Raw genomic sequence first — 12,489 nt, 5'->3', positions numbered from 1 at the left:
CGGGTGCCGGTGAATGCCGTTGCATGCCAGCGAAACGGCGATTGGAATTATGGCAGGCGTTGAACAGATCACGGTAGAGGCCGGCGAGGCGGGTATGCGGCTCGACCGCTGGTTCAAGACCCATTTTCCGGGTCTTGGCTTCGGCCATCTGCAAAAACTGCTGCGTTCCGGCCAGATCCGTGTCGACGGTGGCAGGGTGAAGGCTGATACCCGCGTCGAGCCGGGCCAGATGGTCCGCATCCCGCCGCTCGAAGTGGACAAGAAGGGCGAGAGCCCGCTCACCGGTCACTCGATCCGCAACCAGGGCGACGCCGACGTTCTGGCCAAGATGCTGATCCATGAAGATCCGAAAGTCTTCGTCTTCAACAAGCCTGCAGGCCTTGCCGTTCAGGGTGGCTCGGGTGTCACCCGCAATGTCGACGACATGCTGGAAGCCTGGCGCAACCAGAAGGGCGAGAAACCGCGTCTGGTGCACCGGCTCGACCGCGACACGTCAGGCGTGCTGGTCGTCGCCCGCACCAGGCTCGCCGCCATGAAACTTGCCGAGGCGTTCCGGGCGCGTGAGACCAAGAAGACCTATTGGGCGCTGGTCAAGGGCGTGCCGCCGAAGCGCGAGGACAAGATCTCGACCTGGCTGATCAAGGAGCCGACACCCGACGGCGACCGCGTTCGCGTCGCCAAGCATGGCGAAAAGGGTGCCGACCACGCGGTGTCTTATTACCGGATCGTCGAACAGGCGGCGCAGACCCTGTCCTGGCTGGAAATGGAACCCTATACCGGCCGTACCCACCAGCTTCGCGTCCATGCCGCTCACATCGGCTGCCCGATCATCGGCGACCCCAAATATTTCGAGGCCGACACCAATTGGGATTTTCCCGGCGGCATGCAGAACCGCTTGCACCTGCACGCGCGCCGCATCGTCATCCCGCATCCCGACAAGGGTCTTATCGACGTCACCGCACCGATGCCGCCGCATATGCGCCAGAGCTGGAATCTGATCGGCTTCGACGAGGCCAGCGCGGAGGACTAGGTCCAGTGGGTATCGCCACCGATACACTCGACCGCCGCGACAGGGTCGACATAGCGGCCGCCGCCATCATGGTCGGACTGACCTTTTCCTGGGGGCTGAACTACGTCGCTGCCAAGATCTCCTATGCCGGCTATGATCCCGTTTTCCTGTCGATCGCACGGTCGATCATTGGCGGGCTGTGCGTTCTCGCCTGGTGCCGCTGGCGCGGTATTGTGCTTTTTACCCGCGACGGAACGCTTGTCGCCGGCATTCTGGCAGGCGCGCTTTTTGGTCTCGAGTTCCTGTTTCTCTATGTCGGGCTCGAACAGACGACCGTCGCGCGCAACACCTTGCTGGTCAACACCATGCCGTTCTGGGTATTGGTCGGCGGGCATTTCCTGCTGGGCGAACGCATCACCGTGCGCCGGCTCGTCGGACTTCTGCTCGCATTCGCTGGCCTGGTCGCGGTGTTTTCCGACCAGTTGAGCGCCGATTATGGTGCGACATTGACCGGTGACCTGCTCAGTCTCGGCGCCGGCATTCTGTGGGCCTTGACCTACATCGTCATCAAGCGGACGAAATTGGCGGAAACGAGCGCCGAGAAATTGCTGCTCTACCAATTGGCCGGCGCTGCCGTGGTCGGCGCCTTGGTGGCGCCTTTTGCCGGGCCGCCTGTCCGCGACTTCGCCGCGTTGCCGACCTTGGCTCTGCTTTTTCAGGCGGTCTACATCGTCGCCTTCACCTATGTGCTGTGGTTCTGGCTGCTGCGGCGCTATCCGGCATCGGGCCTGTCGAGCTTCACCTTCCTGTCGCCGGTGTTCGGCGTGCTGTGCGGCGCCATCTTCTTGAACGAGCCGCTGACCATTCGTATTTTCCTGGCACTCGGCCTCATCGCAGCCGGCCTGATCATTGTGAATCGGCCGGCCCGAAAACAGATCCCCGGATGAAAGGCTCCGGCATGCGCGATATTCTCAACGACCTCGAAGCGGGAAAGCAGCTCTCCGATCCGGATCCGGTACGCCGTGCCCAGATCCAGATGAAAACGCACCTGCCGAAACGCTTCTACAAAGCCGTCTCGGTCGCACCGGCCGAAGCTGGTTTTGCCCTTCATCTCGATGGCAAGCCGGTTCGCACGCCGGGCAAGGCGCTGCTGGTGCTGCCGACCGAAAAAGCGGCCGCGCTGGTCGCTGACGAGTTCGCTGCGCAAGGTGAGACCATCGACCCGATGACGATGCCGGTCATGCGTCTGGTCAACACGGCCATCGACGGCGTCGCCAGCGACCCGCAGGCGGTACTGGAGGACGTCCTGCGCTTCGCCTCGTCCGATCTGCTCTGCTATCGCGCCGATGCCCCACAAGGGCTGGTCGACCGGCAGAACGAACATTGGGATCCCATCATCGACTGGGCGCGGAGTGCGCTTGGCGCCCGGTTTCACCTCGCCGAAGGGGTGATCCATGTCGAGCAGCCGCGCGAGAGCATCGCGGTGCTCGGCGTTCATCTTGCCCAGCGTGCCGACCCGCTACGGCTGGCGGCCATCCACGTCATGACGTCGCTGACGGGATCGGCGCTGCTGGCGCTGGCCGTCGAGTTCGGCGAGATCGACGGCGACGCCGCCTGGACTGCCGGCCATGTCGACGAGGACTGGCAGGCCGAGCACTGGGGACATGACGCGGAGGCTGTCGCCCGCCGTGCCCACCGCAAACGCGATTTCATGGCGGCGGTCGGTCTTCTAGAGGCGCTCAAGGGCTGACCGCAATCGCCGCCCTCTTTCGTTTCGCATTGCACATTGGAGCGGCGTGCGTTCCAGTTGGACGTGCAAAGTACGCTCTAACACCTTGAATCCATGCATCATGCTGCCCGAAGATCGATTTTCCGATCTTCGGGCCGATGCATTGGACCAAAGTCATAATCCCAAAGGCGGGCTGCCTCTGGGCGGCGCTTTCTGTCATTTCTCGCGGCGATTGCTGCCCGAGTTCGTGTCTAGGCACGACACCGCGCAGCATCAAGCACAGCGAGAAATCACGGGAGGACAAATTCATGGCAATGGCAGCGACCGCCGGCAGAGTAAGCCGCGGCATGACGCGGGAAGAGAAGAAAGTCATCTTCGCTTCCTCACTCGGCACCGTTTTCGAATGGTATGATTTTTATCTCTATGGCACTTTGGCGGCCGCGATCGGCGCCGCGTTCTTCACGCAATATCCCGAAACAACGCGCAACATCTTCACGCTGCTGGCTTTCGCCGCAGGCTTCCTCGTGCGCCCGTTCGGTGCGCTGGTGTTCGGCCGCATCGGCGATCTCGTCGGCCGTAAATACACTTTTCTCGTCACCATCCTGATCATGGGTCTGTCGACCTTCCTGGTCGGCATACTTCCTGGCGCGGCCAGTTGGGGCATTGCGGCGCCGATCATCCTGGTTGCGCTGCGCATGCTGCAGGGGCTGGCGCTCGGTGGCGAGTATGGCGGTGCCGCGACCTACGTCGCCGAGCACGCACCCGACGATCGTCGTGGCTTCTACACGTCATGGATCCAGACGACGGCCACGCTCGGCCTGTTCCTGTCGCTGATCGTCATCCTGACCGTGCAGAATTCGCTGAGCAAGGAAGACTTCGCGGACTGGGGCTGGCGCATTCCGTTCCTGGTCTCAGCGATCCTGCTCGGCATTTCGGTCTGGATTCGCCTGTCGCTCGCCGAATCGCCGACATTCCAGCGGATGAAGGACGAAGGTAAGGGTTCCAAGGCGCCGCTGACGGAAGCGTTCGGCCAATGGAAAAATGCCAAGATCGCCATTCTGGCGCTTCTCGGCCTTACTGCCGGCCAGGCCGTGGTCTGGTACAACGGCCAATTCTACGCGCTGTTCTTCCTGCAGAACGTGCTCAAGGTCGACGGCCAGTCGGTCAACATCATGATCGCCATCGCGCTGGCGCTCGGCACGATCTTTTTCGTCGTGTTCGGGTGGCTCTCCGACAAGATTGGCCGCAAGCCGATCATCATGGCTGGCCTGGCGCTGGCGATCGTCACCACCTTCCCGCTGTTCAAGGCGCTGACCTGGGCAGCCAACCCGGCGCTCGCCACTGCGCAGCAAAACACCCGTGCCACGATTACCGCTGCGCCCGGCGACTGCAAGTTCCAGTTCAATCCGACCGGAACGCGCAAGCCTCTCACGTCGTGCGATATTGCGACGGATTTCCTTGCCAAGAGCTCCGTGCCCTATGACATTGTCACGACAGCGGCAGCGGGGACCGCGGCCAGTGTCAAGATCGGCAACGAAACGGTGACGTCCTATGATGCCGTGGCAGCCGCAGACAAGGCAGCTTCAAGCGACGCCGCGTTCAAGAAGGCAATCAACATTGCGTTGCAGGACGGCGGCTACCCGCTGAAGCGTGCTGCGGCCAAGGTCGCCGACCAGAAGCTTGACGCCTTCGTCGCAGCCAATCCGGAACTGAAGCTCGACGCCGCCGCAATCCGCGCCGGCGACAAGACGACGGTTGCGGCCGACCAGGCGATCAAGGACAAGCTAATGACGGCCGACGAGGCCGCGGCGGGAGCGCCCGAGATCACCGTCTACAATGTCCCGGGAGCAGGCGCCTTTGCGATGTTTGCCGACCCTGAACAGGTCAACTGGGCAAAGGTCATCGGCATCTTGTTCGTCCTGGTCCTTTACGTGACCATGGTCTACGGACCGATCGCGGCGATCTTGGTCGAGATGTTCCCGACACGCATCCGCTATACCGGCATGTCGTTGCCCTATCACATCGGCAATGGCTGGTTCGGGGGCCTGCTGCCAGCAACGGTGTTCGCGCTCAGCGCCTACAGCGGCGATATCTATTACGGCCTCTGGTATCCGGTGGTGATCGCAGCGATGTCGCTGGTCATTGGTATGATCTTCGTCAGGGATACGCTGGGAACGAACTTGCACGCCAAGACCTGATCCTGGCCTAACAGCAAAAATGCAAAGCCCGGCGCGAGTGATCGCGCCGGGCTTTGCATTTCGTCAGAAGCGAGGCGAATGGAAGGGGTTAGCTCTTCCGGTCTTGTCTCGCTTCCTCGATGGCCGCTTCGTGATACCAGCCGCTTCCGAAATCCGTATGGTTGCGCAACGAAGCAAGTTCTGCCGCGAACTTAGCCTTTCCGCTTAAATTTGAGGCAGAAGCGCGCGCTGCCGCCGGGAACATCAGGATTTTGGCCGACTGACGGGCAGGAGTGATTTCCATTGTCGGTCTCCTTTATTCTGCAGAGCCTTGCCGATTCAATCTTTCCCGAACATAGGTTCTGCAATCCAGTTAGGCAACATGATTACGAAAAGATCAGTAGTTGCCTATTATTTGTGCGAAATGTGCTTGTGATTGATCCGGACGCATTGCGGTGACGGCGCAATGAATTTTGTCGGGATCCGGCGTCACTTCTGCCGCATCCTTGCCGGCGAGAATGGCACACGAATTGCTTTTTAATAGTCCGGCAGGTCGGCTGCAGGGTGGCTGGCACGCCAGCGCCGTCCAAGGTTCGGTGATCAAAGCAACGAGAGGCTAGAATGACGAAATACAAGCTCGAGTACATTTGGCTCGATGGATACACCCCGGTTCCCAACCTTCGTGGAAAGACGCAGATCAAGGAATATGCCGAGTTCCCGACGCTCGACCAGCTTCCGCTGTGGGGCTTCGACGGTTCCTCGACCATGCAGGCCGAAGGCCACTCGTCCGACTGCGTGCTGAAGCCGGTCGCCATCTATCCGGACCCTGCGCGCACAAACGGCGTGCTCGTCATGTGCGAAGTCATGATGCCGGACGGCATGACGCCGCATGCATCCAACAAGCGCGCAACCATCCTCGACGACGAGGGCGCCTGGTTCGGCTTCGAGCAGGAGTATTTCTTCTACAAGGACGGCCGCCCGCTCGGCTTCCCCGAGAGCGGTTACCCTGCGCCGCAAGGCCCGTACTACACCGGCGTCGGCTACAGCAACGTCGGCAGCGTCGCCAGGCAGATCGTCGAGGAGCATCTCGACTTCTGCCTTGCCGCCGGCATCAACCATGAAGGCATCAACGCCGAGGTGGCCAAGGGCCAGTGGGAATTCCAGATTTTCGGCAAGGGCTCCAAGAAGGCCGCCGACCAGATGTGGATGGCCCGCTACCTGATGCAGCGCCTCACCGAGAAATACGGCATCGACATCGAATACCACTGCAAGCCGCTCGGCGACACCGACTGGAACGGTTCCGGCATGCACGCCAATTTCTCGACCGCCTATATGCGCGAGGTCGGCGGCAAGGACTATTTCGAGGCGCTGATGGCCGCCTTCGACAAGAACCTGATGGATCACATCGCCGTCTACGGCCCGGACAACGACAAGCGTTTGACCGGCAAGCATGAGACCGCGCCGTGGAACAGGTTCAGCTATGGCATTGCCGACCGCGGCGCCTCGATCCGCGTGCCGCATTCCTTCATCAACAACGGCTACAAGGGTTATCTCGAGGATCGCCGCCCGAACTCGCAGGGCGACCCCTACCAGATCGCCTCGCAGATCCTGAAGACGATCGCCTCCGTCCCGACCAGCGCCCAGGTTTCGGCTGCCGCTTGAACATGTAGTCACGGTGCGGACCTGAGTGTCTGCGTCGTGACTGCTCCTCGTCGCGTCGGCGTTTGCCAAGGGCGACTACACCAACTGCTCGATTGAGTATTTTCTCCATCCCAAACAAAACCCCGCAGGATCGCTCCGGCGGGGTTTTGTTTGTCGCTTAGCCGATCCGGTCAGACCGAATAATACATGTCGTACTCGACCGGATGCGGGGTCATTTCGAAGCGCATCACTTCGGCCATCTTGAGCTCGATATAGCTGTCGATCTGGTCGTCGTCGAACACGCCGCCGGCCTTCAGGAAGCCGCGGTCCTTGTCGAGGCTCTGAAGGGCTTCGCGCAGCGAGCCGCAGACGGTCGGGATTTTCTTCAGTTCCTTCGGCGGCAGGTCGTAGAGATCCTTGTCCATCGGCTGGCCGGGATGGATCTTGTTCTTGATGCCGTCGAGGCCGGCCATCAGCATGGCGGCAAAGGCGAGGTAGGGGTTCGCGCCGGGATCGGGGAAGCGGACCTCGACGCGCTTGGACTTCGGCGACGAGCCGAATGGAATGCGGCAGGAGGCGGAGCGGTTGCGCGCCGAATAGGCGAGCAGCACCGGCGCTTCATAGCCCGGCACCAGGCGCTTGTAGGAGTTGGTCAGCGGGTTGGTGAAAGCATTGATCGCCTTGGCGTGCTTGATGACGCCGCCGATGTAAAACAGGCAGCTCTCCGAGAGACCGGCATATTCATTGCCGGCGAAGGTCGGCTTGCCCTCCTTCCAGATCGACTGGTGGACATGCATGCCCGAACCATTGTCGCCGAAGACCGGCTTCGGCATGAAGGTGGCCGTCTTGCCGTAGGCATTGGCGACCTGGTGCACGACGTACTTGTAGATCAGCATCTTGTCGGCGTTGCGGACCAGCGTGTCGAACTTGATGCCGAGTTCGTGCTGGGCAGCGGCCACTTCGTGGTGATGCTTTTCGACCCGCACGCCCATTTCGGCGAGCACGGTCAGCATCTCCGAGCGCATGTCCTGCGCCGAGTCGATCGGCGGCACCGGGAAATAGCCGCCCTTGATGCGCGGACGGTGACCGAGGTTGCCGGTCTCATAGTCGGTGTCGTCGTTGGACGGCAATTCGGTGGAGTCGAGCTTGAAGCCGGTGTTGTACGGGTCGGCCTTGTACTTGACGTCATCGAACACGAAGAACTCGGCTTCCGGGCCGACGAAGATCTGATCGCCGATGCCTTCCGCCTTCATATAGGCTTCGGCCTTCTTGGCGGTGCCGCGCGGGTCGCGGTTGTAGGATTCTCCGGAGATCGGGTCGAGGATATCGCACAGGATGACCATGGTCGACTGCGCGAAGAACGGATCCATATGCACCGTCTCGGTATCGGGCATCAGCACCATGTCGGACTCGTTGATCGCCTTCCAGCCGGCGATGGAGGACCCATCGAACATGACGCCGTCGGCAAACATGTCTTCCTCGACCTCGACGACATCCATCGTCACGTGCTGCAGCTTGCCCTTCGGATCGGTGAAGCGCAGATCAACGAATTTAACGTCGTTGTCCTTGATCTGCTTCATGATGTCTTTGGCTGTCGTCATGTCATGTTTCCCTGTCTGATGACGTTTCGAGGAAATGATCTGAAATCAGAAAGCTCAGACCGCGTCCATCCCTGTTTCGCCGGTGCGGATGCGCACGACTTCCTCGATGTTGGAGACAAAGATCTTGCCGTCGCCGATGCGGCCGGTCTGGGCCGCCTTGCGAATGGCTTCGATCGCGCCTTCGACCGCCTCGTCGCCGAGCACGACCTCGATTTTCACCTTGGGCAGAAAATCCACGACATATTCAGCGCCGCGATAGAGTTCGGTATGGCCCTTCTGGCGGCCAAAACCCTTGGCCTCCGTAACGGTGATGCCTTGCAGCCCGGCCTCCTGAAGCGCTTCCTTCACTTCGTCTAGCTTGAACGGCTTGATGATCGCTTCGATCTTTTTCATGTAAAAAATGGCCTCCACTGCCAAAAAGACGGGTTGTGAGCCCCGCTTGCGCCTCCTTCAAGCACGAATTGTGCCAATTTGAGGGGATTCGAAGCGGTATCACGCGATTTCGATGCCATGCCGCGTTGGGGGGTAAATTCGCGTCATTCGCTGCGTTGGATGCGTCATGGATACCGGGAACCTACACATTGTCGGCGCTTTCGTCCGCACAATAATTGGGCAGACAGAGCATTTCGTGAGCATTTGTGCTTCGACGAAGCCATTGTCCCCAAGATGTGCTTATGGATTGTGCCACCTCATCACCGTTTGCTTCGAACCGAAAAACTGGACAATGTTTTGACCACAAGGATCGGGCTTGAGCCAATGCGGATCGGCATCCATGAACAATGAAATTTTGTCTCCGACCGAAATTGCTGAGGCCGACCGGTTGACGATCTCCGCCGGACCTCTCGACGGCATTGGCCTGATGCGCAATGCAGGTGCCGCGGTCGCTGCGGTGGTGCTCAAGCGTTATCCGGCAGCGCCAGTCCACGTACTGTGCGGACCCGGCAACAATGGCGGCGACGGATATGTCGTCGCCCGCATTCTTCAGGACAGCGCCATCGACGTCTTGATGTGGGCATCCGGCTCACCCAGGACCGGCAGCGACGCGGCGCTCGCCGCTTCGGAATGCCCGGTCAGGCCTCGGCCGCTGTCGGAATTTGCCGCCGAGACAGGAGCGATCCTGGTCGACGCCCTTTATGGGGCAGGGCTGTCCAAGCCGCTGTCCGGCGATGCCGCCAAGGCGGTCGAGGTTGCGACAGAACTGAACCTGCCTGTGATTGCGGTCGATCTGCCCTCAGGCGTGTCAGGCGAGAGCGGCCAGATTCTCGGCCAGGCATTCCGCGCCAGAATCACGGTAACGTTTGCGCGAAAAAAGCCCGGCCATCTGCTGTTGCCTGGGCGCGAGATGTGCGGCGAGCTCGTGCTTGCCGACATCGGCATCTGCGACGATATCGTTGCGCAGCTTGAACCGCGAACATTCGAGAACACCCCGCCGCTTTGGATAGGGAACTTCCCGGTTCCAGCCATCGACACGCATAAATACAGGCGTGGCCATGTCGGCGTCTTTTCCGGCGGGCCATCGGCGACGGGTGCCGCACGGCTGTCGGCGCTTGCCGCGGCCAGGAGCGGGGCAGGGGCGGTGACCGTGCTGTCGCCGGCGAACGGGCTGCAGGTGAATGCCGCGCATCTGACCTCGATCATGCTGCGCAAGGCCGACAGTGTCGCGGACGTACAGGAATTCATCGCCGGCCGCCGGCCGTCGGCTTTCGTCCTCGGACCCGGATTTGGCGTCGGCGAAAAAACACGGGATTTTGCCCTCGCCGTACTGGCCGCCGGACAGCGGCAAGACGGCCGGGTCGACGGGCTGGTGCTCGATGCCGATGGCATCACCGCGTTTCGCGATACGCCCAACGTTTTGTTCGAAGCCGCCCGCCGCCCGAACGCGCCGGCGCTGGTGCTGACGCCGCATGAGGGCGAATTCGCCAGGCTGTTTCCAGACATCGCCGGAGACAAGAACCTGTCCAAGCTGGCCAAGGCGCGCACTGCCGCCGAGCGTGCCGGTGCCATCGTCGTCTACAAGGGCGCGGACACGGTGATCGCGGCGCCCGATGGCAGGGCAGCGATCAACGGTAACGGCGCGCCATGGCTGGCCACAGCCGGGTCGGGCGACGTGCTGTCGGGCATCATCGCCGGCTTCCTGGCGCAAGGCATGCCGGCTTTCGAAGCCGCCTGCGCGGCGGTCTGGATCCATGCCGAGGCCGGCAGCCGTTTCGGGCCTGGGCTGATCGCCGAAGACTTGCCGCTGGCGCTGGTGCCGGTGCTGCGCGAGCTTGTCGAAAATCGCCACGGGATGACCGCTGAATGAACCGTCGGCTCGCCTTGATCGCTGTGATTTTCGTCAGCCTCTTCCTAGCCAACCTCGCGCGCGCCGAAGGTCCGGTGACGATCGTCGACGATCCGGCCTTGCTTGCCGCCCTCGACGCCAAGGGTTTTGGCTTCGCCGGCATTTTCGGCGTCGATGGCGGGGGCGACCTGAAGGCGCTCTATGACAAGGCGCCTGCTTATCACCAGATCGTCGAAACGGTTGCCGGCGATGTCGCCGCGCTGCGGGCCGAGATGAAGGCTGGCGGGCGGCCGCTCTACGAAGTCACCGACGGCAATGTCGGCCGCATCATGGACATGCACTGGCTGAAGACCGACGCCGCCCGTTTCCGGCTGGTCGGTGTCGTCAACCGGCTCGATCGGCGTGATTTCGCCGATATACGAGGCGACGGGCGCTGCGGCGAGGTGCGTTTCATCTATCGCCTTGCCTACAGCTTCAAGAAAAACGGCAAGGTTCTGGCCTCGCGCCTGCCGTTCAACTTCAATGCTATCTACAGCGCCGCGCCGGACGCCGACGGCGGCTGCGTCGGCGTTGCCGGGCGCTGGACGCCGCAGCTCGACGAGACCGTCGATACCGGCTGGCTCATCGGCGGGCCGCTGGAGAAGGCCGGGCTGACCTTCAAGCAGCTCGAACTCAACGCCCAGGTGGTGCGCTTTCCCTCCGGCCAGGAGACCGAATTTGGCGGGCAGGCTGCCTACCTCATGCGGATTTTTGGCATCGATGGAGAGACGGTCAGCGAAAAGCCGCTGGAAAACACGCCGGATGTGGCGCTGCTTGCCGACGACGCCACGCTGAAAGCAAAACTTGCCGACTATATCAGCGCCAGTCTCGCGGCGGTCGATCTCGGTGTCTACGAAATTCCGCATGAATTCCTGGCGAAGAAAGTCATCTCGTGGTCGACTTTTGGCAGCGCAAGGCAGGCCAATCACCCGTTCACGCCGCTGTTCCAGCCCGCGGATTTTTCTGGGCTCGACTATTCCGCGCTGAAGCTGGTGCGCACGCCGGAAGCGCTGGTCGAGCGGCTGGATAATGGCGCCTGCCAGGGTTGCCATCAGGCGGGGTCGACCGCCGGTTTCCATTTCATCGGCCTCGACGACAAGACCACATCGCCGCTGAACCGCATCGAAGTCGGCATCTCGCCGCATCTCCACGCCGAGATGCCGCGGCGCGAGGCGTGGCTGCGCGCGACCGTCGAGGGCAAGGAGCCGAACCGCCTCCGCCCGCTGTCCTTCGCGCCCCCGGCCGCATGGCAGGACGCCGGCGAGGTCGCCTATCTGCCGGCCGAGGTGGCGATGCCGTGTCTGATGCCGGAGGACGCAAAGCACTTCGCTGCGGGCTGGCAATGCGGCGGCGGCACCGTCTGCACGGTGCTGGCGACTGCATCGGGCGTGCGGACGAAACTGGCGCAATGCCTGTTGCCCAAGGGCAGCGAAAAGATGTTCTCCGGCCATCCATGTCTGACCGGCTCGATCGCCAGCAACCCGGCGCAGCCTTTCAATGACCGCTACAGCATATCAGGCCAATTCGCGGCCTTCGTCACCGATATTTCGCGCACCGCCTACACTTGCCGGCCGCCGAAGATCGGCGTGCCGGCCGGCATCGCCTATCGCGGCTGCAATGACAAGGATCGTGCCTTTGCCGGCTTCAAGCCGGGCAAGCCGATGCCGAACGAGATCTGCGGGCTCGTCGGCGGGAAAAAATTCGACATTTGCGTAGCGACCAACAATTTCGACCAGTGCCTCGGCGGCGCCGTTAATCGCGGCAACAGGCCGGCCTGCTCGGCCGATCATTTCTGCCGCGAGGATTATATGTGCCAGTCGCTGCCGCCCGATACGCCTGGTATCGGCAAGGTGAAAAGTATCGGCTTCTGCTCGCCGACCTATTTTATCTTCCAGATGCGCATCGACAATCATGCCACGCCGTGGTCGGGCGCAGTCCGCGCGACGATGGGCGCGGGGTTCGGTGCGGCGGAAGCGGAGTGACCGGTACCTCGTCGCAAAAATCCAAAGGGA

Annotated in this window: 10 protein-coding genes; 7 read left to right on the top strand and 3 right to left on the bottom strand. The window is 61.8% G+C overall.

Features of this window, described 5'->3' with window-relative positions; all coding sequences use genetic code 11:
- The first annotated feature begins 49 nt into the window (after positions 1-49).
- The 4 genes from AC0NIE_RS22745 to AC0NIE_RS22730 all read left to right on the top strand — a co-directional run bounded on the left by AC0NIE_RS22745 (position 50) and on the right by AC0NIE_RS22730 (position 4,936).
- Positions 50-1,030 (top strand): RluA family pseudouridine synthase, encoded by a 981-nt coding sequence (locus tag AC0NIE_RS22745; RefSeq protein ID WP_473487424.1) that lies wholly within the window; start codon positions 50-52, stop codon positions 1,028-1,030.
- Positions 1,031-1,098: 68 nt separating this feature from the next.
- Positions 1,099-1,956, top strand: coding sequence for a DMT family transporter (locus AC0NIE_RS22740; RefSeq protein ID WP_473487489.1), 858 nt, complete (start codon positions 1,099-1,101; stop codon positions 1,954-1,956).
- 11 nt (positions 1,957-1,967) lie between these two features.
- Complete coding sequence (locus tag AC0NIE_RS22735) at positions 1,968-2,759, top strand: ATP12 family chaperone protein (RefSeq protein ID WP_473487425.1); 792 nt, start codon at positions 1,968-1,970, stop codon at positions 2,757-2,759.
- 287 nt (positions 2,760-3,046) lie between these two features.
- Positions 3,047-4,936 carry an MFS transporter gene (locus tag AC0NIE_RS22730; protein ID WP_473487426.1) on the top strand — a complete coding sequence of 630 codons (1,890 nt, stop codon included), beginning with the start codon at positions 3,047-3,049 and terminating at the stop codon, positions 4,934-4,936.
- A gap of 88 nt (positions 4,937-5,024) precedes the next feature.
- Here the strand turns inward: AC0NIE_RS22730 and AC0NIE_RS22725 are convergent, their stop codons facing one another.
- Positions 5,025-5,219, bottom strand: coding sequence for a DUF2735 domain-containing protein (locus AC0NIE_RS22725; RefSeq protein WP_473487427.1), 195 nt, complete (start codon positions 5,217-5,219; stop codon positions 5,025-5,027).
- 317 nt (positions 5,220-5,536) lie between these two features.
- On the opposite strand from AC0NIE_RS22725, the gene AC0NIE_RS22720 reads away from it, so the two are divergent.
- Complete coding sequence (locus AC0NIE_RS22720; protein WP_473487428.1) at positions 5,537-6,577, top strand: glutamine synthetase beta-grasp domain-containing protein; 1,041 nt, start codon at positions 5,537-5,539, stop codon at positions 6,575-6,577.
- Between the two features lie 170 nt (positions 6,578-6,747).
- Here AC0NIE_RS22720 and glnA read toward each other — a convergent pair whose 3' ends face one another.
- Positions 6,748-8,157, bottom strand: coding sequence for a type I glutamate--ammonia ligase (gene glnA / locus AC0NIE_RS22715; RefSeq protein WP_202362972.1), 1,410 nt, complete (start codon positions 8,155-8,157; stop codon positions 6,748-6,750).
- 54 nt (positions 8,158-8,211) lie between these two features.
- Positions 8,212-8,550 carry a P-II family nitrogen regulator gene (locus tag AC0NIE_RS22710; RefSeq protein ID WP_095494897.1) on the bottom strand — a complete coding sequence of 113 codons (339 nt, stop codon included), beginning with the start codon at positions 8,548-8,550 and terminating at the stop codon, positions 8,212-8,214.
- Between the two features lie 379 nt (positions 8,551-8,929).
- Here AC0NIE_RS22710 and AC0NIE_RS22705 point away from each other — a divergent pair, with 379 nt between their 5' ends.
- Both AC0NIE_RS22705 and AC0NIE_RS22700 read left to right on the top strand, forming a co-directional pair.
- On the top strand, positions 8,930-10,459 hold the full coding sequence (locus AC0NIE_RS22705; protein ID WP_473487429.1) for an NAD(P)H-hydrate dehydratase: 1,530 nt from the start codon (positions 8,930-8,932) through the stop codon (positions 10,457-10,459).
- Positions 10,456-12,459 (top strand): hypothetical protein, encoded by a 2,004-nt coding sequence (locus tag AC0NIE_RS22700; RefSeq protein ID WP_473487430.1) that lies wholly within the window; start codon positions 10,456-10,458, stop codon positions 12,457-12,459. Before AC0NIE_RS22705 ends, AC0NIE_RS22700 begins: the two co-directional genes overlap by 4 nt.
- The last annotated feature ends 30 nt before the right edge of the window (positions 12,460-12,489 follow it).

This window comes from Mesorhizobium sp. WSM4842 (assembly GCF_055901575.1).
Note: the sequence above shows the minus strand (reverse complement) of the source record. Positions and strands in the feature narration are given on the sequence as shown.